The 26,367-nt window shown below is 64.2% G+C and carries 21 protein-coding genes; 6 read left to right on the top strand and 15 right to left on the bottom strand.

Annotated elements, in window-relative coordinates:
- Positions 1–156: 156 nt before the first annotated feature.
- Positions 157–450 (bottom strand): hypothetical protein, encoded by a 294-nt coding sequence (locus BN2475_RS34280; protein ID WP_094780896.1) that lies wholly within the window; start codon positions 448–450, stop codon positions 157–159.
- Between the two features lie 218 nt (positions 451–668).
- On the opposite strand from BN2475_RS34280, the gene BN2475_RS18230 reads away from it, so the two are divergent.
- A complete protein-coding gene (locus BN2475_RS18230; protein ID WP_094780916.1) occupies positions 669–1,256 on the top strand; it encodes a hypothetical protein in 588 nt (195 codons plus the stop codon).
- A gap of 258 nt (positions 1,257–1,514) precedes the next feature.
- The gene (locus BN2475_RS18225; protein ID WP_245841373.1) at positions 1,515–2,396 is read left to right on the top strand and encodes a hypothetical protein; all 882 of its coding nucleotides are present in this window, start codon (positions 1,515–1,517) and stop codon (positions 2,394–2,396) included.
- Positions 2,397–2,439: 43 nt separating this feature from the next.
- Here BN2475_RS18225 and BN2475_RS18220 read toward each other — a convergent pair whose 3' ends face one another.
- Complete coding sequence (locus tag BN2475_RS18220; RefSeq protein ID WP_094780894.1) at positions 2,440–3,513, bottom strand: glycosyltransferase; 1,074 nt, start codon at positions 3,511–3,513, stop codon at positions 2,440–2,442.
- Positions 3,513–4,766 (bottom strand): oligosaccharide flippase family protein, encoded by a 1,254-nt coding sequence (locus BN2475_RS18215; RefSeq protein WP_094780893.1) that lies wholly within the window; start codon positions 4,764–4,766, stop codon positions 3,513–3,515. Before BN2475_RS18215 ends, BN2475_RS18220 begins: the two co-directional genes overlap by 1 nt.
- A gap of 323 nt (positions 4,767–5,089) precedes the next feature.
- On the opposite strand from BN2475_RS18215, the gene BN2475_RS18210 reads away from it, so the two are divergent.
- Positions 5,090–6,295 carry a glycosyltransferase gene (locus BN2475_RS18210; RefSeq protein ID WP_094780892.1) on the top strand — a complete coding sequence of 402 codons (1,206 nt, stop codon included), beginning with the start codon at positions 5,090–5,092 and terminating at the stop codon, positions 6,293–6,295.
- Here the strand turns inward: BN2475_RS18210 and BN2475_RS18205 are convergent.
- Positions 6,278–7,513 carry an acyltransferase family protein gene (locus tag BN2475_RS18205; RefSeq protein ID WP_094780891.1) on the bottom strand — a complete coding sequence of 412 codons (1,236 nt, stop codon included), beginning with the start codon at positions 7,511–7,513 and terminating at the stop codon, positions 6,278–6,280. The genes BN2475_RS18210 and BN2475_RS18205 overlap by 18 nt on opposite strands.
- A gap of 281 nt (positions 7,514–7,794) precedes the next feature.
- On the opposite strand from BN2475_RS18205, the gene BN2475_RS18200 reads away from it, so the two are divergent.
- Positions 7,795–9,327 carry an O-antigen ligase family protein gene (locus tag BN2475_RS18200; RefSeq protein ID WP_094780890.1) on the top strand — a complete coding sequence of 511 codons (1,533 nt, stop codon included), beginning with the start codon at positions 7,795–7,797 and terminating at the stop codon, positions 9,325–9,327.
- Complete coding sequence (locus tag BN2475_RS18195) at positions 9,324–10,538, top strand: glycosyltransferase (protein WP_094780889.1); 1,215 nt, start codon at positions 9,324–9,326, stop codon at positions 10,536–10,538. The genes BN2475_RS18200 and BN2475_RS18195 overlap by 4 nt, the downstream gene beginning before the upstream one ends.
- A gap of 27 nt (positions 10,539–10,565) precedes the next feature.
- On the opposite strand, the gene BN2475_RS18190 is transcribed toward BN2475_RS18195, so the two are convergent.
- Entirely contained in the window at positions 10,566–12,299 is a 1,734-nt protein-coding gene (locus BN2475_RS18190) for an FAD-dependent oxidoreductase (RefSeq protein ID WP_094780888.1), read from the bottom strand.
- 147 nt (positions 12,300–12,446) lie between these two features.
- Positions 12,447–13,142, bottom strand: a complete 696-nt coding sequence (locus tag BN2475_RS18185) for a DapH/DapD/GlmU-related protein (protein ID WP_245841372.1) — start codon at positions 13,140–13,142, stop codon at positions 12,447–12,449.
- Between the two features lie 185 nt (positions 13,143–13,327).
- On the opposite strand from BN2475_RS18185, the gene BN2475_RS18180 reads away from it, so the two are divergent.
- On the top strand, positions 13,328–13,825 hold the full coding sequence (locus BN2475_RS18180; RefSeq protein WP_094780887.1) for a hypothetical protein: 498 nt from the start codon (positions 13,328–13,330) through the stop codon (positions 13,823–13,825).
- Positions 13,826–13,858: 33 nt separating this feature from the next.
- On the opposite strand, the gene BN2475_RS18175 is transcribed toward BN2475_RS18180, so the two are convergent.
- From BN2475_RS18175 to BN2475_RS18135, 9 genes are all read right to left on the bottom strand, one after another.
- Positions 13,859–15,190: a glycosyltransferase WbuB gene (locus BN2475_RS18175; protein ID WP_094780886.1), complete on the bottom strand. Its 1,332-nt coding sequence runs from the start codon at positions 15,188–15,190 to the stop codon at positions 13,859–13,861.
- Between the two features lie 49 nt (positions 15,191–15,239).
- On the bottom strand, positions 15,240–16,382 hold the full coding sequence (locus tag BN2475_RS18170; protein WP_094780885.1) for a glycosyltransferase family 4 protein: 1,143 nt from the start codon (positions 16,380–16,382) through the stop codon (positions 15,240–15,242).
- Between the two features lie 108 nt (positions 16,383–16,490).
- Positions 16,491–17,447 carry a GDP-L-fucose synthase family protein gene (locus BN2475_RS18165; protein ID WP_094780915.1) on the bottom strand — a complete coding sequence of 319 codons (957 nt, stop codon included), beginning with the start codon at positions 17,445–17,447 and terminating at the stop codon, positions 16,491–16,493.
- A gap of 5 nt (positions 17,448–17,452) precedes the next feature.
- A complete protein-coding gene (gene gmd / locus BN2475_RS18160) occupies positions 17,453–18,571 on the bottom strand; it encodes a GDP-mannose 4,6-dehydratase (protein ID WP_094780884.1) in 1,119 nt (372 codons plus the stop codon).
- Between the two features lie 89 nt (positions 18,572–18,660).
- Positions 18,661–20,895, bottom strand: a complete 2,235-nt coding sequence (locus BN2475_RS18155) for a polysaccharide biosynthesis tyrosine autokinase (protein WP_094780883.1) — start codon at positions 20,893–20,895, stop codon at positions 18,661–18,663.
- A 49-nt stretch (positions 20,896–20,944) separates the two neighbouring features.
- Entirely contained in the window at positions 20,945–22,102 is a 1,158-nt protein-coding gene (locus BN2475_RS18150; protein WP_174641978.1) for a polysaccharide biosynthesis/export family protein, read from the bottom strand.
- A gap of 67 nt (positions 22,103–22,169) precedes the next feature.
- Positions 22,170–23,555 carry an undecaprenyl-phosphate glucose phosphotransferase gene (locus BN2475_RS18145; RefSeq protein ID WP_094780881.1) on the bottom strand — a complete coding sequence of 462 codons (1,386 nt, stop codon included), beginning with the start codon at positions 23,553–23,555 and terminating at the stop codon, positions 22,170–22,172.
- 53 nt (positions 23,556–23,608) lie between these two features.
- On the bottom strand, positions 23,609–25,234 hold the full coding sequence (locus BN2475_RS18140; RefSeq protein ID WP_094780880.1) for a sugar phosphate nucleotidyltransferase: 1,626 nt from the start codon (positions 25,232–25,234) through the stop codon (positions 23,609–23,611).
- 91 nt (positions 25,235–25,325) lie between these two features.
- Complete coding sequence (locus BN2475_RS18135; RefSeq protein WP_094780879.1) at positions 25,326–26,309, bottom strand: GlxA family transcriptional regulator; 984 nt, start codon at positions 26,307–26,309, stop codon at positions 25,326–25,328.
- Positions 26,310–26,367: the final 58 nt, after the last annotated feature.

Genomic DNA, 26,367 nt, shown 5'->3' with positions numbered 1-26,367 from the left:
CCGGAGTGGAAGCCGCCCGCGGCGGCGACGCCGACGAGACCGTGGGCGCTGGCTGGACCGCAGTGCGGAGTGCGCTCCACACGCACGGCGAAACGCTTAGTAGATCTAAGGTCATCGATACGCGAGAAAAATACCTCATGCATACCGTCGCTGGCCTCATATAACCGCTTTCTGAGCTGCTCCTTGTACGCGCCGATGCGCTCGGGCGAGACCTGGCAGAATGCCTGCGCGAATTGATTGGGCACGCTCGCCCGCCGTCTGCGCGCTGGCGTTCGCGGCGTCCTCGCTCGCCACGGCCGACACCGGCACCGCCGTGGCCAGCACGAGCACGGACGCTGCCGCGAAAATCACTCGATAGCAGTACTGCCGGTCCTTCATCATCGCCTCCAGACTCTTCGCCACAGCGCCCAGGGATTCCCCCTGGCCTTCGCGACATTCCCGCCGCTTCACGCCGATGTGTCCTGATTGGACTGCAGGATGGCGTTTTCGCGCGCTATCCTATGTAGTGTGGTGATCATCCGCGGTGTTACGCTCGCCAAAGCAGCCTTCGCGACAACGACCCGCCGCTCAGCGGCAGAATCGACAACCAACTGACCACGCCGCGAAGTGCAATGGCCAATGAAAAATGCGAAACGAAACGGCGAAACATCGCTGCGGGAGCAACTGCGATGGAACTTAGAACATATACCGTACTGACGCTGATGGTGTTTAGCACTGCCGCCTTCGCGTGGCAGCCGCTCACCTATCCAATCCAGAGTCAAAGCCCCTATCGGCGCGGCGTCGATACCGCGTTGTGCTTCGCGGAGGCGAGCCACAAGACCAAGGTCGACATCCGGCGCGAACCGCAGATTCCGCCGCGCACGCCGCCTGCCAGCAAAAGCTCGTCAACCGGTGTGCCGTCGCGACCGCCATTGCCGTCCAGCACCTTCTCGGCCGCACCGATGAGCGCGAGCATGCCGTCCGCCGCGACCGCGCCGGGCGCCAGCGCGCCGGTGGCGACCGCGGCGACGGCCGCTGCGCCGGCGAAAACGGCGAGCGAGGCCACGACGGGTAGCGCCACGACGGCCACGACAGCCGCGTCGGCGACTAGCGCGGACCTCGGCGCATCGAATCCGCAGGCCGCCGGTTCACTGGAGGCGAACGCCGCATCCGGCGTGAAGCTGCCACCGCTGCCGGCACCCGAGCCACCCATGACACGGTATTGGGCCGCGTATGGCGCGTGCATGCAGGCGCGGGGTTACGTCGTCGTGCAGTAACCACCGCTTGCAAGCGTCGTTGCCGTACCGGTCCCTTTTTGACTGTGGCGCCGGCACCCGACGCCCGTTAGCGATACGTCCATGCACAGCGAGACCCGTTCCGACCAGCCGGATTTCCTACGCTGCCGCCATTGCGGCGTGCCGCTTGCGAGCCGCTTTTCGCCTTGTCCTTCATGTCATGCGCGCCCGGTCGGCACGTTCGGCGCGCACGCCATCCGACCACCGGCGCTGAACGCGCCATGCGATGCTCCGCAAGCGATGCCCGCCACCCTATGGCCGGTGCGCAGGAGCTGGAGGCCGACGTCGCGCGCACTGGTCAATCGCTACGAGGTGATCGAAGAGTGCGTGGCCCGGCCGAGCCTTTATCAGCGGCTGCGCCAACCGATCGCGTTGGCCGCTTCCATGCTGCTGGCGACGTCCGCCGTCTATCTGGGCTTCATTTATCGCCACGATGTGCGCGTCGGTACACCGATCGCGGTATCCGGCAAGGTGCAGATGCAGCAAGCAAAGCCCTCCATGGCCGCTTCGCAAAAGCCGGCCAGGGCTGCAACGCCGCAGCCGTCGGCTGAGCTCGCGCTGCGCCCGGCGCCCTTGCGTTCACCGTTGGGCACGTTGCCCGCTGCCGCACCGACTATCTCAACCAATGCTGCGTTGCCGGCGCGGCGTCGCGCCACGCCGCCGGCAACGCCCGGTGCAATGAGCGCGTCCGCCAGTGTGCCAGCCGACCCGGCCGATAAACTGCGCGCGGATCTGTCGAGACATCTGAATGCCGCGCGTGCGAATCTGCAACGGAACAATCTGTCGGCAACCAGGACGCGTCTCGCCGCGGCCATCGCGGTCCAGCCGGACAACCGCGACGCGCAGCACATGCGCTCGGCGCTGAGCACGCGCGAACAGGAGCGCGACGCGCTACTGAGCCTGGCGCGCGGCTGCAGCTATGTCGCGCATTGGGCGTGCGTCTCGCGCAACGCCAGCGACGCGCTGCAGGTCGATGCGAGCAGCAAGGAAGCGCAGCGACTCGTGACGCTCGCGATGCAGGCGTCAGAACTGCAGCAGGTCGCGCCGCCCGTCGAAGTGCAGCGGGTTACGCCGCCTGTCGAACAGGCGTCCGATGCGCGCAACCTGATGACCCATCATTGACAGCCGGTCGACGACCATCGGCTACCAGCGCACGCGCTGGACGCTAACGCGCCGCAATCGCAAGACTCACCTGGCGCGCGATCGCGCGGTAACGGGCGGCGGTATCCGTGAGCGTCAAGCCCGCCAGCGAGCGTTGCGCGCGCGCCTGACCGAGCGCGACGACAACCGCATCGGCATAGCTCTGCACGTTGTCGGTATCGACTAGCTGAACGCCTGGAAAACCGTTCGCAAACGCAAATGCGGGGATCTTGCTCGCCACGATCGGCACACCCGAGGCCAGCGCCTCGAGAAAAGCCACGCTGTGCGCCTCGGACTGCGACGGCATGACGAATACATTCGACTCCGACAGCACCGTCGCCACATCGGAACGCGGGCCGGCCACCTCGACGCGCTCCGCGATGCCCAATTCTTTCGCGAGCGCGATGACCGCGCGCTGATAGTCGGGATCTTCCACCACGCCATACAGCACGAGACGCGCATCGCTCACTTGCTTGAGCACTTCGCCGAAAGCGCGCACCGTCAGCAGTTGATTCTTCACCGCTGCGTAGCGGCCAATCTGCGCGACCTGCGGAGCGGCGCCGTTGCGCCCCGTGCCCTCGGTGAACGTGAACCGCGCGAGGTCGACGCCGTTGGGCACCACGGTCATCGAAGGATGCGGGCCGATCGCCTGCACATAGTCCGTCACGCCTTGCTGCGACACGCTTATCACCACTCTCGCGCGGCCCGACAGGATGTGTTCGACGCGCCGGAACAGGGGCCGCTCGAAATCGTTGGTGGCCGAATGCATCACGTACACGACCGGCACGCGCAGCGGCAACGCACGCGCGTAAAACGACGGAATGGTGGCATGCGCGAAGATCACGGTCGGACGAAAGCGCCGCACCGCGACAAACAGATTCCACAGCTTGAGAGCCGCGCGGTGGCGCCGCTGCGGAAACCAGCACTGCACGCCATGGCTTTCCAGCTCCTGCTGCACCGGCATGAAGTCCGCATGCGCGGGCAGCAGCGACGCGACGCAGACCGGCATGCCTTCCGCGCGTTGATCGAGCGCGAGATCCCTCGCGAGAACCTCCGCGCCCGACAACCGTGGGGCAAGGACCAGATGTAAAACCCGCATTATTGCGTCCTTGCAGTCAGCGTCCTGAACAGCATCCACGCCGCGGCGCAGCCGAGGCCAAGCGTCATCGACCACGCGATGCCCGTCACGCCCCACCAGTGCACCCCGAGCGGCGCACTGACGAGCAGCACGACGACCTGAATCGCCGACGCATGCACGGTCGCCTTCGCATCGCCTACGGCGCGCAGATAAGCGACCAGTACCGCGATCAGCGCGCCGATCGCCATATTGATCACCAGAATCCGGAACAACGGCACGGCGGGCAACCATGCCGGTCCGAGGACGAACGAGAACAGCGGCTCGGCGATCAGTCTCAGCGCCTCGACGAAGGCGGCCAGTCCGATCCCGACCAGCAGCAGATAGATCTTGATGATCCGCGCGGCCGCCTGCGGACTTCTGCGATGATGCGCGGCAAAGGTGGGGAACAGATATTGCGACATCGCGATCGCGGCGTCGGCGAGCAACATCTGCGCAAGCCGCGACGACATCTGATAGCTGCCCAGTTGGGTGGGGCCGAGCAGCTTGCCGACCACCACCTTGTCGAACTGGTTCAGCAACAGGTTGATCACGCTGCTAGCCCAGATCCACCGGCTAAAGCCGATGTAATGACCAATGCCCGACCACACCGGGCGGATCGGCGGACGCGGGTTCATGGTCGTCCAGGTCAGCACGCTCTTCAGGCTTTCACCGGCCACGAGCCCGATCAGCACCGACACCGCGCCGGCGCCGAAAAACGCGAGCGCGAGTCCGACCGAACAATCGACGAAGGCCGCCGCGACTTCCACGCCGGCGATATGCTGGAAGCGCCGCTCGCGCTGCACCACGTAATAGGTAGGCGACGCCAGCCCACGCAGCAGCGGCAACAGCGCGGCGAGCTGGATCAGCACCAGCGAACCGTCGAGATGGAACTGGCTGCCCAGCACCGGCGCCAGCGCGACCAACAGCAGCGAAATGAGCACGCCGCGCGAGGTCAGCGTGGTCCAGACCGCGCCCAGCTGCGTGCGTGTCGGCGCATGCTCGCCTTGAATGACCGCTTGCGCGAGACCGGTGTCGGACAGCGCTTCCGCGATCGCCACCGCGAGCAGCGCCACGCTCACGCTGCCGATCGCCGCCGGCCCCAGCATCCGGCCGATCAAAAGAAACTTGATAGCGACGAGTCCGCGCACAGCAAACTGCTGCAGCAGCACCCAGGTCGCAGCACTTGCGCCGAAGCTGCCCGCTATCGAGAACGCCGGAAGCCTGATCGCCCGCAAGCTGAATCTCCGTCGAGTCGCAACGCCGTTCAGTCGGTCATCCCGCAGCGCATTAAACGATCGCTGCAAACGCCGCCGGCGCGTAATTGATTAGTTGCACCAGCAAGCTGGCGAAGTGCCTGACTGCACTTCAGGTACGACCTTACCGCGAGAGAATCGGCGACAACCGCCATCAGCTAGGCCGGTTCAGCCGAAGCCCCGGCGCACCAGTACGTTGCCACACAAAGGCGCTCAAATAGGTCATTCTCCATACGTCTGCAATGCTAACGTTGTTGCTGGCGCCGCCGGACCGTCGGCGCCGATGTCCTTTCTTTGCAACGCACATGACTACAGACGCACCACAAGCCGACTACGTCCTGATCGTGGAACCGAATCTCACCGGCCATCGCTGGCGTTATGTCGAGTGGACCATGCAGGCCTGCGCGGATGCGGGCTATCCGTGCCTCTTCGTGACCGAGTGCGCCAACGAGGATCACCGGCTCCCCCGGCAGATCGCCGCCGCCAACCGGCCCGACCAGCAGATCGCCTTCGTCGATCCCGACGAGCCGTCGTCACGGCGCCTCGCCGGCAACGATCAGTACACACGCTTTCACCGCTATTTCAAACGCGCGCATACGATCATCAGCCGCACGCAATCGATTCGTCTGGTAGTCGTACCGTACGCCGATTATTTCCTCTATGCGCTGCCGTTTCTCGGTTCGCCGTTCGGCGCGACACCGTGGATCGGCATCACGATGCGTTCGACGTTTCATCATCACGAGGTCGGCATCAAGGCGCCCGATCGGCCGTTCGTGAATGCGCTCAAGGCGCAGCTGTTCAAGCGCGCGATCCGCACCGCCGGACTGCGCACGCTGCTGACGATCGACCCCACGTTGCCGGAATGGGCGGCTCGCCACGCGTCGAAGCGCAGTGCCGCTGTTGGCTACGTGGCCGATCCTTTTCCTGACGAGCACGCCGAGAACCCCGTGCTGGCCCGCCAGCGTCTCGGCCTCGCGCCCGACGCGCGCTATCTGCTCGTCTATGGCGCAATCACGGAACGCAAAGGGATTTACGAACTGGTCGATGCGTTGACGCGTCTCGAACATGCGCCCACGCTGATCGTCGCAGGCGAGCAGGATGCCGGCACGCGCCATTTCATGCGCCATCATGTGCGCAGCCTCAAGCCCGCGCCGCTGGTGCTCGACGCGTTCATTTCCACCGACCTCGAACGCGACCTGTTCTCCGCCTGCGACGCAGTCTGGCTTGGCTACAAGGGGCATTACGGCATGAGCGGCGTGCTCGTGCAGGCCTACCGGTTCGGCAAGCCCGTGATCGCGACGGAAGATGGATTGATCGGCTGGTTCAGCCGGCGCTGCGAGCTCGGTCCGATTCTGGGTGACCTGAGCTGCGCGTCGATCGGCAACGCGATCACCGAAACCATGACGAGTTGGCCGCACGCGCCCGACACCGTGCCGGCCGCACGCGAGGAACTGCTGTCGCGACATACGCTCGGGCAGTTCAAGCAGACCTTGTTACAGCAGATGGCCTGAGCCGGCTTCGGAACGGGCCGGCCGGGCGGCTTCACCGACAGCCGGCCACGCACTGCCCGTGAGTGTTGAGGGCGACTGCCCACCAGCGGGCGCTTCTTCGTGCACGAAGCTGCTGCGCTTTTCCGGGAACAGCGTGTTGCGCATCAGCAGGAACGGATACTCGATCGCACGCGTGGTCACATAGCCGAGCCCGATCGCGAGCGCGGACTGCGCAGCCAATGCCATGATCCAGATCAGGCTCGGCGCGAGACCGAGCGCGCTCGCCTTGTGAATGAGCATGTCGCCGGGTACGAGAGCAACCGAATGCCAAAGATAAATACCGTACGAATAGAGACCGATCCACGCGACCCCGCGATAGATCCACGTCGAGCGCAGCGAGCCGGAATACTCGAGCACCAGCACGATGAACGCGGCAAAGCCGATCGCCTGCACCGTGTAGCCAATGCTTTGGTCGAGCGCGAGATGCGGGATCGCAAACGCGAGCCACGCGCATAGCACGGCGACGCCGGCGAGCAGCAGCCATTTTCGTCTGGCGAGCTGATGGTAGACGCCTGGCTTCAGCCAGTAGAGCGTCGCCAGAATCACGCCGTACAGCAAGCTGTCGAGGCGGTATTGCGTGTAGGCGAAGGTCCCTTCCAGATCGCCATTCGCGACCGCGAAGCAGCGCGCCGTGAGCACCACCAGACAGATGCTGGTCAGCACACTGACGATCGTCCACGCGCCGAGTCGCAAGCGCGCGAATAGCAACAGCAGCGCCGGCAGCACCAGATAGAAATGTTCTTCGACCGCGAGGCTCCAGGTCTGCGTGATCGACGTGCCCAGATAGTTCTGCAGATGGGTCAGGTTCTGGACCAGGAAGGTATTCCACGGATGACGGCCGGCCAGCACATGAAACGCGATCAGCACGTAATACGCAGGCCAGATGCGGAAGATCCGCCGGATGATGAAGCGCCGGGCATCGACGTGACCCGTTTCGGCGTACTGCCGAAGCAGCAGTCCACCCACGAGGAAGCCGCTCAGCGTGAAGAACAGGTTGACGCCTTCGCGGCCAAAATTCTTCAGCGGGTATTCGATAGTCTCGATCAGCAAGTTGCCGGTATGGACAAGATGAAAGTGATAGCCCATCACCATCATAATTGCGATGCCGCGAACGAAATCGAGCTCAATTGCCCGTGCGCCCATTTTTTTTGGAGGCCCCGACCCGCGAAACGATTTCATGTTGTTCTCTCCAATCACCTAGCCGGGCCAATGCCCCTTTTTACATCTTCACTGGCGGCACACCGGCATGTGCGCCAACCTAGAGGCATTAACCGACAACATACTCCAGTGTGCGCGTATCTTGCAGTGGGCGCCCTTGCCGCGGTCGCCAGAACCCAGGCGATCAGCGACGAATGTGGTCGGGGTAACTAACAACCAGGGAGATTCCCTCACAATGAACCCGTGCGAGACCGTCCGCCACAGACCGACGGCGAAAACGAAGGCGGGGGAGGGAATCAACAATGCGCCATCAGTATGCGACGCCCTGGATATGGATTTTTCTGTTACCGCTTGCGCTGGACTATAAGGCAACCGATGCGAACACGGGCCACCTGGCGCAATTCGTGTTCGTCGCGCCCGCAATGGCCGCGGGCCTCGCGCTGCTGCTGATCGCGCCACGCTTTCACGAACGCTCGCGGCTGCAATCGGTCGTCACCATCAGCATGCTGCTATGCGTGTTCGGCAGCATCGTCGCGCAACTGGTGCAGGATAACGACGTCGGCAACTATCTGCGCACCGTGCTGCCATTCGTGCTGTTCATGCTGGGCTATTTTGTGGCGTGTCGCCCATGGAGCGAATACCGGATCTCGCAGTTCGAAAAGGCGCTGTTCGTCGCCAACGTGATCAGTCTGGTGTTCACCCTCGTCTACGGCATGGCGACGGGCGGCGCCCTCGAGAACGTGCGCTACCGGATCATCTCCGTGACGCTGCTCGGATTGCAAGGCGTGCTGCTGCACGAATTCGTCGTGGCGCGGCGTTACTCGTTCTTCTCTATCGCGGTTTTCGTGGTCACCATGTTCGTCGCATTGCTGAGCGTGACGCGCAGTCTGCTGGTCGGCACCGTGCTGCTGTTCCTGCTCGCCATGGCGCTGAGCGCGCCGTCGATGCGCCATGTCTGGCGCGCGCTGAACCGCAGCCTGCTGATCGGCGCGGTGCTGGCGGGGATGGCCGGCATCGCGGCATTGAGCTTTCCGGAAGTGGCGGAGCACTGGACGCAGCGCATCTTCGCGTCAGAAGAAACCGTGTCCGGCAAGGACCCGACCACGATCACGCGTCTCGCGGAAATGCGCGATCAGTACGACCAGGTGACGAAGTCGGCGGACACGCTGTTGTTCGGCGAAGGCTATGGCCACTACTATCGCTACTCGCCGGTTTATCTGCCGGATCTCGCCGGCCAGTTCAGCGAGAAAGACTTCTATGCGATCAACGAATGGGCCGCGGGCCACAACTTCTGGGTCTATCAACTCTTCGCGGGCGGCCTGCTGTTCGGCATCGGCATGCCGCTCGCGACGCTGGCGGCGCTGGCCATCTGTTTCTTCTCGTATCGCTACTGGCGCTCAGCCGTGCCCGACGCGCCCCTGCTGCCAGTGCTGGGGCGCGCCATCATGCTGTTCGCCGCGTTGCCGGCCACCTCGATCGGCGGCAATCCGCTCGGTCCGCGTTTCTCGGGCCTGGTCTTCGGCGTCGCGCTCGGCTTGATGATCGCGACTCACGCGCGCCTGCAACGTGCGCTGCCGAGGCGCGCGATGCGCCGCCCGCGGCCACCGCATCGACCGCCGGTTGCGGCGCCCGCGCCCGAGTTACCCGACGAGTTGCCCGACGAATTACCGGAATTACCCGGCAGGATTCAGCCCGGCACGGGCCGCGCCGACCTTGCAGCCGCGCTCGGCATGTCGCGTGCGGGCTCCGCCGCGGCCCCGCCCAACCAGTTCGGCGCGCTCGTGCCACGGAATGCGCCAACACCACATCCCCACCACCCGGATATCACCCGATGAAAATCCTGCATCTGCTTCCCAGTGTCGATCCTCGCAGCGGCGGCCCGGTTGAAGGGGTACGCCGCAGCGGCAGAGCCATGCAGAAGGCCGGACACGACATCGAGGTGGCGACGTGCGACGATCCCGGCGATAGCTACCTCGAGACCTTTCCATTTCCGGTCCACGCATTGGGCCCGGGCCGCGGCCGTTACGGCTACTGCAGGCGGTTCGTACCATGGCTCGCCGCCAACGCGAAACGCTTCGACACGGTCATCGTGCATGGCTTGTGGCAATACCATGGCTTGGCAGCATGGCGGGCCTTGCACGACAGCGGCGTGCCGTACTACGTCTACGTGCACGGCATGCTCGACCCGTGGTTCAAGCAAGCCTATCCGCTCAAGCATGTGAAGAAATGGCTGTACTGGCCATGGGCCGAATATCGCGTGCTGCGCGACGCCCGCGCCGTCATCTTCACGACCGAGGAAGAACGCACACGTGCGCGTGAATCGTTCTCGCTGTACCGCGCCAACGAACGGATCGTGCCGTTCGGCACGACGGTGCCGCCGCTCGATCCGGCGGCGGTGCGCGAGGCGTTCCTGCACGCGATCCCCGGCTTGCGCGGCAAACGCATCGTGCTGTTTCTCGGCCGCATCCACGCAAAGAAAGGCTGCGATCTCCTGATCGACGCGTTCGCACGCGTCGCCAGTCGCGATCCGGCGTTGCATCTCGTGATCGCCGGTCCGGACGAAACCAGCTGGGTCCCGACGCTGCGCGCCCAGGCCCAGGCGGCCGGCATCGCGCAGCGCCTGAGCTTGCCGGGCATGTTGCAGGGAGACCTCAAGTGGGGCGCGTTTCATGCGAGCGACGTCTTCGTTTTGCCCTCGCATCAGGAGAATTTCGGCGTGGCGGTTGCCGAGGCGCTCGGTTGCGGACTGCCGGCGCTGATTTCCAACAAGGTCAACGTATGGCGCGAGATCGACGCGGACGGCGCTGGACTGGTGGCCGCCGACACCGTGGACGGCACCGAACGGAATCTGCTGCGCTGGATCGAACTCGCCCCCGAGGCACGCAAAGCGATGCGCGCGCAAGCCATCCGCACCTTCAATTCGCGCTTCCGGATCGACACCATGGTGAGTGCGCTGACCGCGCTGCTGGACACGCATGGCGCTTCCACAGGCGCACGCGAACAGCCGCTAACGGCGCTGCGCGAAGCCGCGCAGCAAACCCGTTAGTTTTCGTCGGCTCGCATTCCTGCCGTTTCACCGGACCTGCGGGCCGATCCCTCGCGCCGCGATCGGCAGCGTCTCGACCTGGGACGGCGCATCAAGCGACGCGGCCGGGCTGTTGGCGGTGTCGATCCCGGTCCTCGCGATCACGTCCGGCGTATCGAGCCGCCGCACCAGATGACCGGCCAGACGCAATGCCAGCGCGGCAATCGTGATGGTCGGGAAATTGGCGCCAACGGTCGGAAACACTGAACTGCCGCCCACATACAGATTGCTGATCCCGTGCACCTTGCAATCGCGGTCGACCACGCCCTCGCGCGGCGAATCGTGCATACGCGTGGTGCCCATGTGATGCCACGTGCCCTCGAGCTTCGCCGGCCATGGCCGGCCTTCGAGCGGCGCGTCGAGCTTGACGTCCGCGATATTGGCCATCTGCAACTCCTGCGCGAGCAGCATGAAGGTTTTGTCGAAGGTGCGTTTCACCTGCTCGCCGAGGCGCCACTCCACCTTGACGCGCGGCATGCCGAAGCGGTCGCGCTTGTCGGCTGACAAGCTCACGCGGCTCTCGGGATCGGGCACTGCTTCGACGATGGCCTGCAGCGTCACGTCGGTGATCAGCGACGGCCATTGCAACAGCCGCGCGAGGCCGTATCCCACGGTGTGCAGCGGGTGCGCGATCATCGTCGCAATGTCCGTCTGCAGGCGGCGGCCCGGCTGGTCCTTCTTCATCAGCGCTTCTTTGCAGTGAATCAGCGCCTCGGAAGCCGCGCTGCTTTCGCCGTACCATTTCGAGTAGAGCCACACGCGTGAATTCAACAGCTTGTCGCGCTCCATCCATTCCCGCTTCGGCGCGAACTGGGAGGAGATCTTCGTGCCGTGTGCCGACACTGCGGCGTTCTGGTAGTGATACTTGATGTCGTACAGCTTGTTGCGCGCGATGCCCGCACGAAAACGCACCTTGCCCGACATCATGCGCGGATGATCCATGAAGTAGCGGCCAACCAGATCGTTCGCATTGCCGAGCCCCGTGGCCTGAACACGGTTCGATGCAAGCAGCAGACGCGCATTCTCGATGCCGCCGGTGGCCAGCACGAAGATCCGCGCTTGCACCGAGATCCGTCGGCCGCTGATCGTGCCCGCTCGCACACGGGTGATCGTCGTGCCCTGCGCGTCGGCGTCGATGCTGAGCACGTTCGCGTACAGGAATACGCGCACCCCGTTCGAGTTCGCCAGCTCCCTGCGATACGCCTTGCCAAAGCGCACCGGCGGGCTGAACTGCGCAACGGTGTCGCGCATGTCACCGGTGCCGAGCGGCATGCGATGCACGTCATGGCGGCCGATCTCGCGCTCCCAGTAAGCAGGGTCGAAGTTGCGCGGACCGAGCTTCAACAGCGCGTGGGTGCGCGCGTAGTACGGCGCCAGTTCGTCGAGGCCGAATGGCCAGCCGCTGTGCGCGATCCAGTCGCGCTTCTCGAAGTCCCAGGGATCGAGCGGCCGGCACCAGCCGCCCCAGCAGTTGCTGCTGCCGCCCAGGAAGCGGCTGCGCGAGCCGTCCGCGAAGGTATAAGGCAAGCCCACGTTCTCGCCGCGATAGAGGTCGCGGGTTTCGTCGTCGGGGCGCAAGCCACCGCTCTCGAGCATGCAGGTTTCCACGCCTGCGCGTGACAATTCCAGCGCCAGCGTGATGCCAGCGACGCCTCCCCCGATGATGCAGACCGTCGTTTCAATAACCGTGTTTTGTTCAATGCTTCTAGTATCGATGAACATCCGCTGCTCCCCATCTTCGACATGCATTCACGGGTGCGCCACTGACCTCGCCGGCAGGCTCCAGCCGCTCTGGCAGATGACATTTACGCTGCGCCGCGAGACTTGATCGGCCAGGTCGTCGGCTTCGACTGACCGGCATCGGTCCGTTCACGGCGCCCACCGAGCTTCCGGTGAACCGGTTGTGGCCTCCGCAGCGGATGCCCGCTGTGGTTCTCTTTCTGTTGCTCTTGGGACGGTAAAACGCTTCCGTATGAAGCGGCACGGATTTCCCCCATATACGCCTTCCGCTTCCAGCGAGCGATGCACGACCGACAAGGGTGTCACCACCGCCGAGCGCCCGATCGTCACCCCCATTTGCACGACGCACTTCGACGTGATCCACACACCGTCCTCGATGACGATCGGCGCGACGCGCAGATCCATCGTCGTGCTCATGTCATGCGACCCGGCGGTGAGAAACGTGCCCTGCGAAACGCACACGTTCGAGCCGATGTGAATCGGCGCCTGGTTGTAGATCCAGACATCGACGCCGAACCAGCACTTGTCCCCGACCTCGAGATTCCACGGCGCTTTCACGCGCAACGGATGCACGAACCGGCAACCGCTGCCGATCTTCGCGCCGAACAAACGCAGCAATCCGACCCGCACGAACGACAGCGGCAGCAGCTTGTTGTTGATCACGCACGCTTCAAGAACGAACCAGATGAACTCAATTAGAACGCTGCGCCGCGCCTGATAGTTTCCCTTTCCAGCCAGACTCAGATCGATCACGCGCCCATCCTCGCGCGCCTGTTCGGCGGGTCGCGCGCCTTCAAATTGCTGATCTCCGGCAACGTTATCCATCACCTACCTCCCAGCCAGGAGCCTTGGTATGCATGTGCATGCATGCGAGACCAACTTCGTACATTATGTTGCCTGCCCCTCTGACGCTTTGTGCAGTGGCCGCGCAGGCTAGCGTTTTGGCGGCTGCGCGTGCCAGGGTTGGCGCACGATGACTTTCTTACGACTGCATTTCCTTGGGGACCAACATGACCAATTCGATCCGACTCAGTGCTGCATGGATATTTGTCGCCGTCACAACCTGCGCGCTGCCGGCATTCGCGCAAAACAACGCGGCACCCGCAGCACGGGATGCGACGGCGGTCAACCGTTATGGCTATGGCACCGGGCTGCCTGCTGCGGTCGACCGGCGCGCCACAAATCGCTACAACGAACAACAGTTTCTCGGCGCACCGGCTGAATACGGCAGTGGCGATACGCCACAAGGCGATACCGACGACGCGCAGCGCACCGCGCTGCTCGACGAGCAACGCATGACGGTCACGGCTGGCGGCGCTGGCGCCCAACGCGCGCCCGCCAGGGCACAACGCAAGGCGCCCGCGGCAGCCGCCAATGGCCAGGTGCGCGTGGCAGGCCAGCCGGGTCGCCCGACCGCGGCCGAGGGCCTGCTCCCTCAGGGCGCAGCGAAAAACGCTTACGCCGATCCCTATGCCAGCAAGCACGCCATCTATCGCTCGCCCTGGTAAGTTCGTCTTCATCTCGAATGGCCGCGTTCCGGATCAATCCGGCGCGGCTTCCTCCGCGTTAGCCGTATTGGGCATCTGGCCTGCGCCCGCTGAAGAGCGCGAATCGAAATAGGCCGCCCTCGTCTTCACGCGCGTCACGCCCACCTGAAGGAACACGGCCGCGAGACGTTCCTCGAAAGTCTGAATGATCGACTCCGGCGACAGCGCGCTTTCTGCGTAGTCGCGCGCAGCCTTGCCGAGCGCGGCACGGCGCCCCGCATCGCTCGCCAGCACGCTGATCGCCGTCGCCAGCGCGCGGGCGCTGTCGGGCGGCACCACCACGCCGCGCGACGCCACCGCTTCATGCAACGCCGTGCCACGGTGCGCCATCGCCACCGTCGCGCGGCCGCTCGCTAACATGCCGGTGAGTTTGGACGGCATCACCAGATCCGCCGCGTCGGCGCGTTGCGGCAGCACATGAACGTCCGCGAGATTGAGCAGTTCGTTCAGACGTTCGGCCGGTTGCAGCGGAATGAAAATGCAGTTCGTCAATCCCGCACAACGCAACAGCAAACTCTCTTTCGCAGGGCCATTGCCGCAGAACACGAACGTGATGTCGCTGCGAGCGACGAGCAGTGCGGCCGCGTCGGCAAGTGTTTCGATGCCCTGCTTCGCGCCCATGTTGCCCGAGTACAGCACCACGACCCGGTCGTCCGGAATGCCGAGCTGTTGCCGGTATTCGCTCGCACGCGCAAGGGGATAGATGCTCGAGGCGTCCACCCAGTTAGGCAGACACAGCACGCGCGCCGGCAGCACGCCCTTGGTGGTCGCGCGCGCGCTCATCTGCCGCGTGATCGACGAGACCGCATCGAAGCGCCGCAACAGCACGCTTTCGAACCAGCGCGCCAAACGAGCCGCACGCGAGCTTTTCAGCAGCCCCAGATCGAAGGCCGCATCCACCTCGTAGTCCTGAATATGCAGCCATGCGCGGGCGCGCGTGACGCGGGCGAGCGCCAGCGCGGCCGGCGCGCACATCAAGGTGGGCGCGATCAGCATCACGGCATCGGGGCGCCACAGCACATGGCGCGCGAGCAGTGGCAGCGAACTTGCCGCGAAGCTTGCCAGGTGCAGCATCCGCTTGACGCCGGTCGGCTGTGACGGCACCCACAGCGGCGCACGCCAGAGCGTCACACCGTCACGCGTCTCGCGCCGATAGCGCCATGACGCGTAGCCCGCCGACACCTGCCACTCGGGATAGTAGGGCGGCGCGCAGATCACCCGCACCTGGTGTCCACGGCCGGCCAGCAGCGCGGCCATTTCTGCCGTGTACTTGCCTGTCCCCGTCAGTTCGGGCGCGTAGTTGAGGCCGTAGATCAGGATCTTCATTGTGCCTGCCAGAACGTTTATGGTTGCGCGTGGGCGACGCTGCCGCGTGTCAATCGCTCAATATCAATGCGCAGCCGCGAGCGATATTGGCGGCGGCCGACGGTGGATCGAATTGGCCAATCACATCCATGCAGCGATGCGCGGTCTCGCTCACGTCCGCGAACGCTTCAATGGCCTTGAGCATGGTGCGCCGCAGCCCAGGCACGTCGCCGGCGGTGAATGCGTAACCGCTCACCCCGTCGATCACCAGCTCCGGCACGCAGCCGCAACTCTCGCTGACCACAGCGGGGCAGCCATGCGCGAGCGCCTCGTTGACGACCAGCCCCCACGGCTCGCTGTAGCTCGGCAGCACCATGCAGGTTGCCCGGAAGTATTCCTGGGCAAGCGGTTCGTCCTGCAAGCTGCCGACCAACGTCACCGCGTCGTCAAGTTGAAGTTTCGCAACCTGCGCTTGCAATGCGGCGCACATCGGCCCAGAGCCGACGATGCGCAGGCGCGCCGCCGGAATCCGCTGCTGCAGTCCGGCGAACGCATCGATCAGCGTGCCGATGCCCTTCTCTTCCGACAGACGCCCGACGAACAGGAACACCGGCGGCTTGCCCGCGCGCGCGGCAACCCGCTCGGCCAGCGCACCTTCCGGGGTGAACGATCCGGGCAACGCAGCGGCCTGACACGGCACGAAGATCTTGTCGCGTTTCGCACCGAGCGAAAGGAGGTACTCGCGGCTGCGCTCGCCAAAGCCGAAGTAGCCGTCGCACAGCGAGAAGAACACCCGCTTCGGAATCGACGTAATCAGTTTCTTGGGCCGGTCGCGTGCGGTCGAATCGCAGAACACCGCGCGCCGTTTGCCGGTCACGATGCACGCGGCCAGCATCGCCCAGTACTCGGGGCGGTGATAGCCGGGTAGAACGATCAGTTCCGACTTGGCCCGCAGTACCTCCCAGGTGAGCCGCGCGATCAACTTCATGGTCGGCACGTCTTCGTAACAGCCGTCGAACAGCTTTTGCATCGGATAGCGATGATACGAATAGTCGACGTCGGAGAAGCCGATGCGGTCGCGTTCCGTTTCCGCGATCTGTACCATCGAGTAGTGAATGGCTCCCGATGCCGAAATATTATGCAGAGCTGAAAAAACGACACCTTTGTGCCGCGACCATACAACGCTATGAAAGATCGTGACTGACGCTGCCATTTTGTTGTACTCCTCCAAAAACCATCCCCCGCGTGGGTGCGGAACCCGCACCCACGCCGTCTGCCTCCCCTCTTTCGCCGCGGCCTTCAGCGGCCGCGGCTCGAGCGCCTATGCATGCAATGCGGCGGCTGTCGAACCGGTATCGGACTCGACGAAGTCCCGGTACGTAGCCGCGATTCCCTCCTGTAGACCGATCGTCGCGCGCCAGCCCATCTGCGCGAGCCGCGAGACATCGAGCAGCTTGCGTGGTGTGCCGTCGGGCTTCGACGCATCGAACACGAGTTCGCCCTCGTAGCCGACCTCCTTGCAGATGCATTCGGCCAGCTCGCGGATTGTCAGATCCTCACCCACGCCTACATTGAACACACCGTCCGTCACCCCGTGCTCGAGCACGAACAGCGTGGCCGCGGCGAGGTCGTCGACGTGCAGGAACTCGCGGCGCGGTGTGCCCGAACCCCACACTGTCAACGTCGGTGCGCCGCTCACGCGGGCTTCATGTGCTTTGCGCAGCAGCGCCGGCAAAACGTGGCTGTTGTTCAGGTCGTAGTTGTCGTTCGGGCCGTACAGATTGGTCGGCATCAACGCGACGTACTGCGTGCCGTACTCGCGGTTGTACGCTTCGCACAGCTTGAGGCCGGCGATCTTCGCAATCGCATACGCGTCGTTGGTGGGTTCGAGCGGCGAGCTCAGCAGATACTCCTCGCGGATCGGCTGCGGACATTGCTTCGGATAGATGCACGACGAGCCGAAGAACACCAGCCGCTCGACCCGCGCACGATACGCGGCGTGGATCACGTTGGTTTCGATCACCAGATTCTCGTAGATGAACTCGCCCGGCTGCGAGGCGTTCGCGAGAATGCCGCCAACGCGCGCCGCCGCGAGCAGCACCACGTCGATCTGTTCGCTTTCGAAAAAGCGGTTCACGGCCGCCTGATCCTTCAGATCGAGCTCGGCTCGCGTACGCGTGATCACGTTCTCGTAGCCATCGGCGACGAGGCGCCGGACCAGCGCCGAGCCGACCATGCCACGATGGCCGGCGACGAAGATGCGTGCTTGTCTGTTCATCGCCATTACTCGTGATGTTCCAGCGCGGTGAATCCGGCCAGCGTGACGAGCGCGTCGCGCCGGGCAATCTGATAGTCCGCGCGCACCATTTCCTTGACGAGCGACGCGAACGACGTGACCGGTTGCCAGCCGAGCTGCGCATGCGCCTTCGACGGATCGCCCAGCAGCGTTTCGACTTCGGCGGGCCGGAAGTAGCGCGGGTCGACCCGCACGATCACGTCGCCCGGCGACAGCCTGATCTCGCGTCCTTCCACCCTCTCGACGATGCCCACCTCGTCCGTGCCGGTGCCTTCAAAGCGCACGGTCACGCCCAGCTCGGCAGCCGCATGCAGAACGAACTGGCGCACGCTGTACTGCACGCCGGTGGCGATCACGTAGTCCTCCGGCTTGTCCTGTTGCAGCATGCGCCACTGCATCTCCACGTAATCGCGTGCATGGCCCCAGTCGCGCAGCGCCGACAGATTGCCGAGATAGAGCGTCTTCTGCATGCCCACCGCAATGCGCGCGATGGCACGCGTGATCTTGCGCGTGACGAACGTCTCGCCGCGCACCGGCGACTCGTGATTAAACAGAATCCCGTTGCACGCATACAGCCCGTAGGCCTCGCGATAATTCACGGTGGACCAGTACGCGAACAGCTTGGCGACCGCATACGGGCTGCGCGGATAGAACGGCGTAGTCTCCGACTGAGGCACCTGCTGCACCAGCCCGTACAGCTCCGAGGTGGACGCCTGATAGAAACGCGTCTTGTGCTGCAAGCCGAGAATCCGGATTGCTTCGAGAATCCGCAATGCGCCGAGACCATCCGCGTTAGCCGTGTACTCCGGCTCCTCGAACGACACCGCGACATGGCTCTGCGCCGCGAGGTTGTAGATTTCGTCGGGCTCGACGCGCTGGATCACGCGCAGAATGCTGGTGGAGTCAGTCAGGTCTGCGTGGTGCAGAAAGAGGCGCTGCTCCGGGTCATGTGGATCGCGGTAGAGATGATCGATCCGGTCTGTGTTGAACAGCGACGACCTGCGTTTGATGCCGTGAACGTCGTAACCCTTGGCGAGCAGCAACTCAGCCAGGTACGAGCCATCCTGTCCAGTGATACCGGTGATCAACGCGATCTTGCGTGTCATGGAACCTTCTCCTTATAGAGTTTGCGCGATGCCAAAACCGATGCCGGCATAGAGGCGCGATTGAACGGCCCGCGCCGCGGGCCGCGCCTTCAACCGGCGATACTGTCGTAACCGTAATAGCCCCCCTGATAGCCGGAGCCGATGAACGCGGCTTCCTGCGGCACATCGGTGAGCAGCACACCACGCAGCGCCACGCCGCCGTTGCGCAGACGCTTGGTCGTCTCGACGATCTCGTTGACCGGATGGCGGCCGTGGCGCACCACCAGCAAGGTCGTGCCCGCATACTTGCCGATCAGCGTGGAGTCGGTGACCGCGAGCACCGGCGGCGTATCGACGATCACGAGGTCGTAGTGCGACTTCAGTTCGTCGAGCATCGTTTCGAAGCGCTTGCTCATCAGCAGTTCGGACGGATGCGTGGGCAACGTGCCCTTGGCGAGCACGTCCAGACCGGGCAATACGTCGCGCTGGATCATCGCGCCCAGATCGCCGCCGCTCAGCACGTCGGACAGACCCGGCTGATGGGTGACGCCGAAGTGCGAGTGAACATCACCACGCCGCATGTCGCCGTCGATGATCAGCACGCGCTTGTTCGCCGAAGCCACCAGCGCCGCCAGGTTCACCGACAGGAACGATTTGCCCGCATCGGGCCGCGAGCCCGTGATCATCACGACGTTGTTCTCGGCGTGATCGAGCGACAGCTGCAGCGAGGTGCGCAGATTGCGCACACCTTCCACCGCGATGTCTTCCGGCGCCTGCTGCGCGAGCACGTGCAGACCGCGCCGGCGCAGCATCACGTTCTCCTGTAGCCGCAACTGCGTCTGGCTGCGCGGCACGACCGCAAACACCGGCACGCCGAGTATCGCTTCGAGTTCGTCGGGACGCTCCACGCCGCCGTACATTGCGCGTTTGAAGAAGGTCAGCATGATGCCGAGCGCGAGGCCGCCGCCGAGCGCGATCAGGATCGCCAGCACGCGCTTCGGACGCACCGGTTCGTCCGGCGTTTCGGCGAGGTCGACCACGCGCACGCTGCCGACCTGGCCGGCCTTCGCCACGCGCAGTTGCTGCGCGCTGTTGAGCAGGTTCGTGTAGAGCTCGGTATTGACGTGCACGTCGCGCAACAGGCGCAATGCGGTCTGCTCGGTATCCGGCATCTCCGCGACGCTGCGGTTCATGTTGGCCTGGGCGCCCTGCAACGCTGCGATCTGCGCGTCGAGCGCGGCCACCGCCGGGTGATGCGCGGTGAAGCGTTGCGACATCTCCGCGCGTTGCTGCTGCAGATCGATCAGCTTGGTGCGGTTATCGACGATCTGCTGCAGCAGCAGGCGGCTTTCCTCGCCGAGGTCGACCGTGCCATGCGTGTTGCGGAACTTGTTGTAGCGTTGCTCGGCGTCGTCGAGTTCCTTGCGCAAGCCGGGCAGTTGCTGATCGAGGAACGCGAGCATGTGCTCGGCCTCGGTCGAACGACTCGCGATATCCTGGCGCACGAACTCGCGCGCCATGTTGTTGACGATCGCCGTGGTCAACGCGGCGTCGCCGCCTTCGAGACTCACGCGAATCACGCCGGACTGCAGCGTGGTTTCCTGCACCAGCAGCGCTTTCTGCAGACGGTCGACCGTGCTCAGCGTCGATGCGCGCGACAGTTCGAAACGCGAGCCGGGCGCGCCGACCAGCTTGTCGACACGCAGTGCGATCGGGCCGTCGGCGGTATCGGTTTCGACGGTCTCGCCGGCCCGCCCCGACAGGATCGCGATACCGTTGCGGTCACGCAGCACATAGGTGCCATCGGCGCCCGCGATCAGCGTGAAGGTCGTGTCATACATCTCCTTCGACGTGTCGAAGCGCGACACCGCAATGCTCTCGTCACCCCACGCGAAGCCGGACAGATTGATGAACGACGGCAGCCTGAAACCCCACCGCCCGTTGACCAGCCCCGCGATCATCCCGCCGATGAACGGCAGATAGCGCGGCGTCGCGCTGATATCGAGGTGCAGATTCCTGACGGTCTCCTCCGTGACCAGACGCGATTTCAACAATTCGATCTGGGCCGCCGTCGACGGCTTGGTGTCGAACATGCCGGTGAGCGGCGGCAAGGAGTCCTTGCCATTCGCATTGCCATTGGCCGTCTTGTCCTCGACGTGGAACAGCACGTCCGCACGATAGGTGGGCGGCGCGAGGAACGCGTACGCGCAGCCCAGCGCGAGCGCAATGAGCGTCACCACCAGAATGGTGCGCCAACCGCGCACTATCGTGCGCAGATAGTCGGACAGATGAAGCTCGTCCGGTCCGGACACATCGGTGTAACGGTTTTCGAAGTTGATTGCCATTTTCTTCACCCAACAAAGCCCGGCAGTTCAGTTTCACGTTGCGCGTCTGTCATTTCGACACCACGACACCCGTCACAGCCGCATTGATCGCCGGCAGCAGCAGGTTCAGCACGCGGTTGAAGCGGACCAGCCCGCCTTGGCCGACATAGACAATGTCTTTCGGCTGAAGCTCGAACTGATTGGCAAGCACCATCGAAACCGGAGACGTGGCGTCGAGGTGGTAGATCTCCGGCGATTCACTCGTCGAATTGCGGATCACGAACAACTGCCGCGCGGCGGCCGTGTTCGAATCGAAGCTGCCGCTGTCGGAGATGGCTTGCGAAAGCGTCAACTGGCCGTTACGCATCGGCAGGATGGTCGCGGGCTTGTTGACCTCGCCCATCACGTAGACGCCGCTGTCTTCACGCGCGGCGATCCGCACCAGGTCGCCCGGCTTCAGATAGATGTCCGACGGATTGTGGCCATGCTTGATCAGATCGTCGAGGTTCAGCGGATAGATGACGCCGTTGCGGATCAACTGAACACGACTGCGGTCCGCGTTCGCGCTGAAGCCGCCACCCTGGTTGATCGCCATCATCAGCGATACCGGAATGTCGTTCAGCGATTGCGCGCCGGGCGTGCGCACTTCGCCGTCGAGATAGAACTGCGCATTGCGGAACGACGCCACCCGCACCGTCACTTCAGGCTTCTGGTACACGGCGCTCAAACGCCGCAGCAGTTCCTTCTGAATCGTCGAAACGTCCTTGCCGGCCACGTGCAGCGTGCCCGCATACGGGAACTGGATCTCGCCTTTGTCATCGATCAGGAAGCCCGGCATCGCGTCCGAAGGGCGCGAATTGGCGGGCGGCTGGCCAAGCGCCGCGGCGAGTTCCGGGTGATCCCACACGACGATTTGCAGCACGTCGCCAGGGCCGACGAGGTACGGGGTCGGTTTGCCGAACAGCGCGAGCGTTTCCCGCGGGACCGTGGCACCTGCCTGCGCCGCGTTTATCTTGCGCACCAGCGAGAGGTTGATATCCGTGATCGGAATCTGCTTTTGCTGCGATGGCTCACTGCTGAAATCTCCACCCGTGTCCTGAAGCGTGGCTGGCGTGATCATCCGTTGGCCGGGTACGATCCCGCATCCTGACAGCAGTGCGGCGGCGGCGAAAATCAGGAGACTTGCCGTGCGTATACCAAATGAGCCAAATGAGCCAAGTGAGTTCATGACATTTCCTCCTTGCGCCACGGCGACCGTTCTCAGAGGAGACAGTGCCCAGCGTGTTGTTAACTGCTTAGTAAGCGTTTCGATGCACCAGTCCGGCGACAATCGTCGCGCCGATAATCCGCATGTCGAGTGCGAACGACCAATGACCCAGGTAATACAGGTCATGTTCGACACGACGCTCCATCTTCTCGATGCGGTCAGTTTCGCCACGAAAGCCGTTTATCTGTGCCCACCCCGTAATACCCGGCTTGATGCGGTAGCGATTGATGTAGCCGGCGACCACTTTCTGATACAGGTCGTCGTGCTCGAGTGCATGGGGACGCGGTCCAACGACCGACATGTCGCCAAGCAACACGTTGAAAAATTGCGGCAGTTCGTCGAGGCTCGTGCGCCGCAGGAACGCGCCGACTTTCGTCACCCGCTTGTCGTTGCGTGTGGCCTGACTGAGCGTGCCTTTAGCTTCCGTATGCAGCCGCATCGAGCGGAACTTGTAGATCGTGAAAACACGTCCATCCGCGCCCTTGCGCCGCTGCTTGAACAGCACCGGCCCGCGCGAGGACAGCTTCACCGCGATCGCGATGGTGAGCATCACTGGCGCAAGACAGATCAGCACGACGGCCGCGAACAGGCGGTCGAAGATTTCCTTCTGCAGCATCGAACTGGCGGACAAAGGCGAGGCGACCAGATTGATCGCCGGCACACCGAGCAGATCGATCACGCCGCTACCCTCGAACAGCGCATGGCTGCGCACGTCCGGCATGAAGCGGATATTCACCAGATCGTCACGGAACTCGCCGATCAACGCACAGATGAGCGGCTCCTCGGTCAGCGAGAGCATCAGCCAGAGCTCGTGCACGTCGTTCGTACGGATGTAGTCGGCGAGCGCGTCGACCGTGTCGAACACCGGCACGCTCGCGCTCGTCACCGCCGATACGTCCGGTCGCGTGTTGTACACGGCCGTCGCGCGAAAGCCGGCGGTGGGAGCGGATTCGATGCGGCGGATGATGGTGTCGCACTGCGAGCCGCTGCCGACAATCGCCACCTGATGCAGGTTCATGCCCGCGCCGCGGGCGCGCGCCAGCACCGCGTGCGTGATCAGCCGATACGCGACCAGCAGACCACCGGACATCGCGGTCCAGTAGGAGAACCACAGCCGCGACACGAAGTCGCTGCGATGCAGCGAATACATCAGCACGAGCGCGCAGGCCTGCACCATCAGCCACGCGAGCGAGACCTGACCGGCGAGCGCCAGCTTGGAGCGGCCGCGCCACGATTCGTAGACGCCGAACGCCGGAAAGATGGCCAGCGCGAAGGCGGCGGAAAACATCACGAGCGCCCAGTAGAACCCCGATTGAGAGAGGTATTCGAAACGGATCTGCGACGACGCCGCCGCACCCGCCAATACCAACGCGACATCGAAAACTCGCGCGAGTAAATCCTGAAACTTGCGCATTTTGCTTGCCTCTTTGTTGCCGTTCCATCCGCAAATGAATCCCGGCGTGCTGCTTAGGAGCAGCGGCCGTAGGTGTCGTTGAACCTCACAATGTCGTCTTCACCCAGATAGGTGCCTGACTGGATTTCAATGATTTCGAGCGGCACTTTCCCCGGGTTTTCGAGCCGGTGGCGAGTGCCGAGCGGGATATAGGTCGATTCGTTTTCGCTCAGCAGGAACTGCTCTTCGCCGCGCGTGACGAGTGCCGTGCCACGCACGACCACCCAATGCTCAGCGCGGTGGTGATGCAGTTGCAACGAAAGCTGTGCGCCCGGCGTCACGACGATGCGCTTGACCTGAAAACGCTCGCCGTGGTCGATCGAATCGTAGAAGCCCCAGGGGCGGCGCACCTTGCGATGCGCGTCGGCCTCCGGCGCGTGCTGCGCCTTGATACGCGCCACCAGCCCCTTGACGTCCTGCACGTGCGAGCGGTCGACCACCAGCACCGCATCGGCGGTCTCGACCACCACGACGTTGCTGGTGCCGACGCAAGCGACCAGCCGTCCTTCCGAATGCGCGTAGCTCGACACCGCACCTTCGAACGTGACCCGTCCACGCCCGGCGTTGCCGTTGGCGTCCTTCTCCATCGCGGCCCACACCGCGTCCCACGAACCGAGGTCCGACCAGCCCGCCTCGAGTCGCACGACGATGCCGGCGGGAATCGCCACCGGCGCGGCGCGCTGTGTGACGTCGGCGCTGTCGGCGCTGTCGGTGCTGTTGGCGCCGTCGGTGCTGTCGCTGCTGTTCTTGCTGCTCGCCGCACCCTGGCCCGTGCTATCGGTCAGGTGTTCCATGACCGCGTAATCGATCGAATCCGCGGGCACGCTGAGGAACGCGTCCAGCAACGGACGGAACACCGCGCCATCATGGCGGCCGCCGGCAAATGCCCGCTCGCAGGCCGCATGCATGTCCGGTTGCAGCCGCTTGAGCGTGTCGAGCCACACGCTCGCGCGCACGATAAAGATGCCGCTGTTCCACCAGTACGTGCCGGCCGCCACGTACTGCGCGGCGATTTCCTGCGCGGGCTTCTCGACGAAGCTGTCGATCGCATGCGCGCCGCCGGCCAATTCCGCGCCGATGCGGATATAGCCGAAACCCGTGTCGGGATGCGTGGGCGGCACGCCGAGGGTCGCCACCGCACCTTGCTCCGCATGGCGTGCCGCGCACTCCAGCGCGCGCTGCAACGCGGGCACGTCGGCGATCGAATGATCGGCCGGCATCACGACGAGAATGGCGTCGCCGCCGTCCGCACAGGCGAGCGACGCCGCCAGCGTCAGCGCCGGCGCCGTATCGCGGCGTGCGGGTTCGACGACAAGACGCGCATCGACGCCATTTTCGTGAAGCTGCTCGGCAATCACGAAGCGATGCTCTTCGCCGCACACGATGATCGGCGAAGCGTTCACGTTCCAGCCGGACGGGAAGCCGTCCATGCGCCGCGCGGTCGCCTGCAGCAGCGAATCGGAGCCGACCACGTCGATCAGTTGCTTCGGGAAATTCTCGCGCGATACGGGCCACAGGCGCGTGCCCGAGCCCCCCGCAAGAATCACCGGGACGATATGCGCGCAACGTGCGCCAGCCGCCCCGGCACTCGCGCCGTCCAGGTCGGCAGATGTGGCGCTCACCGGTCCGTGCGTCAACATATTCGGATTCCTTATATTTTTCCAAAATCAGCGGATACTCGCCCCGGACGCCGCGCTCCTCGCACGGCCGCCAGGCCGGGTCGCTCGTATGCTATTGGCCGACCATGCGCCGGCTTTGAATCCTGAACTCGGTGGGAGAAATTCTCATCCGCTTGCGGAATACTTTCGCGAGGCGGTCGCCGTTGCCCATGCCAGTGCGGCGAGCAATCTTGTCGACCGGTAATTCCGATTCGGTCAACAGGCTGCAAGTCACCGCGAGACGCTCGTGCAGCAGAAAGCTGGACGGCGTGATGCCCATTTCCATCTTGAAGCGACGCAAAAAGTTGCGCTCGCTCATCGCCGCGAACTGCGCGGCGTCGGCGATCGAAATGGACTGCTGGCAGTTCTCCTGCAGCCAGCGCGCCGCCGCGCGCACCTTGTCGCCAGGGCTCAAGCCGCCGTCTTCGCCGAGCAGCGGCGCGAGGTTCGAACACGAATCGGCGAGCAGGCGTTCGGCCACCGTGCGCGCAACTGCGCCGCCGAGATCGCGCTTGATCATCGCGAGCGCGCTTCTCATCGATTCCAGGCGGTCGCCGCCATCGGCGCCCGACGCTGGATGATGTGCGCCATTCGTCTGCGCACGGATGTCACCGCTGTCCTTGCCGTCGGACAGGTAAGCCATCTCGAGCAACGCGCGTCCTTCCGCGATCGGCCGGATCATGCCGGTGTTGCGGCGAATGCGGCGCAGCCACGCGATCAGCCGCTCGTCAGTGGCGGCCGCGCCGGCGCCCTTGCCGCCCGCGATAAACAACGCATCGAAGCCGCCGAAATGCCGCGCATCGAGTCCGTCTGTCCAGACGCGCAGCGCCGATGAAGACGTCACCATGCCGCCGTCGGCAGACAGGAAAGATACGTCGTACAACCAACCACCCGAGCCGGGCGAAGCCATTTCATTGGCTGTCTGAAACACCTCGGCGACGACGCCCGCGCCCTGCAGCGAGCAATCGTTGAACATCAGTATCGCGATGCGACGCATACCCTTGTTCGGAGCATGCACCCAGCGCAGCATGGCAGACTCGAGACTCGCGCAGGTCATAGTCATCCTCTCTACAGAAAGCGGAGCTACCCTTCACTCTTGATGGCCGCACAGGGCT

This window comes from Paraburkholderia ribeironis (assembly GCF_900019265.1).
Taxonomy (GTDB): Bacteria; Pseudomonadota; Gammaproteobacteria; order Burkholderiales; family Burkholderiaceae; genus Paraburkholderia; species Paraburkholderia ribeironis.
This window is presented reverse-complemented; position numbering and strand designations above follow the sequence as displayed.

What these genes read in the sequence shown, in the direction of transcription:
- BN2475_RS18190 (WP_094780888.1), bottom strand. Translation starts at nt 12,299, where the DNA reads ATGTTCATCGATACTAGAAGCATTGAACAAAACACGGTTATTGAAACG.
- BN2475_RS18230 (WP_094780916.1), top strand. Translation starts at nt 669, where the DNA reads ATGGAACTTAGAACATATACCGTACTGACGCTGATGGTGTTTAGCACT.
- BN2475_RS18200 (WP_094780890.1), top strand. Translation starts at nt 7,795, where the DNA reads ATGCGCCATCAGTATGCGACGCCCTGGATATGGATTTTTCTGTTACCG.
- BN2475_RS18180 (WP_094780887.1), top strand. Translation starts at nt 13,328, where the DNA reads ATGACCAATTCGATCCGACTCAGTGCTGCATGGATATTTGTCGCCGTC.
- BN2475_RS18195 (WP_094780889.1), top strand. Translation starts at nt 9,324, where the DNA reads ATGAAAATCCTGCATCTGCTTCCCAGTGTCGATCCTCGCAGCGGCGGC.
- BN2475_RS18220 (WP_094780894.1), bottom strand. Translation starts at nt 3,513, where the DNA reads ATGCGGGTTTTACATCTGGTCCTTGCCCCACGGTTGTCGGGCGCGGAG.
- BN2475_RS18155 (WP_094780883.1), bottom strand. Translation starts at nt 20,895, where the DNA reads ATGGCAATCAACTTCGAAAACCGTTACACCGATGTGTCCGGACCGGAC.
- BN2475_RS18135 (WP_094780879.1), bottom strand. Translation starts at nt 26,309, where the DNA reads ATGACCTGCGCGAGTCTCGAGTCTGCCATGCTGCGCTGGGTGCATGCT.
- BN2475_RS18185 (WP_245841372.1), bottom strand. Translation starts at nt 13,142, where the DNA reads ATGGATAACGTTGCCGGAGATCAGCAATTTGAAGGCGCGCGACCCGCC.
- BN2475_RS18170 (WP_094780885.1), bottom strand. Translation starts at nt 16,382, where the DNA reads ATGGCAGCGTCAGTCACGATCTTTCATAGCGTTGTATGGTCGCGGCAC.
- BN2475_RS18210 (WP_094780892.1), top strand. Translation starts at nt 5,090, where the DNA reads ATGACTACAGACGCACCACAAGCCGACTACGTCCTGATCGTGGAACCG.
- BN2475_RS18225 (WP_245841373.1), top strand. Translation starts at nt 1,515, where the DNA reads ATGCCCGCCACCCTATGGCCGGTGCGCAGGAGCTGGAGGCCGACGTCG.
- BN2475_RS18145 (WP_094780881.1), bottom strand. Translation starts at nt 23,555, where the DNA reads ATGCGCAAGTTTCAGGATTTACTCGCGCGAGTTTTCGATGTCGCGTTG.
- BN2475_RS18175 (WP_094780886.1), bottom strand. Translation starts at nt 15,190, where the DNA reads ATGAAGATCCTGATCTACGGCCTCAACTACGCGCCCGAACTGACGGGG.
- BN2475_RS18165 (WP_094780915.1), bottom strand. Translation starts at nt 17,447, where the DNA reads ATGAACAGACAAGCACGCATCTTCGTCGCCGGCCATCGTGGCATGGTC.
- BN2475_RS18205 (WP_094780891.1), bottom strand. Translation starts at nt 7,513, where the DNA reads ATGAAATCGTTTCGCGGGTCGGGGCCTCCAAAAAAAATGGGCGCACGG.
- BN2475_RS18150 (WP_174641978.1), bottom strand. Translation starts at nt 22,102, where the DNA reads ATGAACTCACTTGGCTCATTTGGCTCATTTGGTATACGCACGGCAAGT.
- BN2475_RS18140 (WP_094780880.1), bottom strand. Translation starts at nt 25,234, where the DNA reads ATGTTGACGCACGGACCGGTGAGCGCCACATCTGCCGACCTGGACGGC.
- gmd (WP_094780884.1), bottom strand. Translation starts at nt 18,571, where the DNA reads ATGACACGCAAGATCGCGTTGATCACCGGTATCACTGGACAGGATGGC.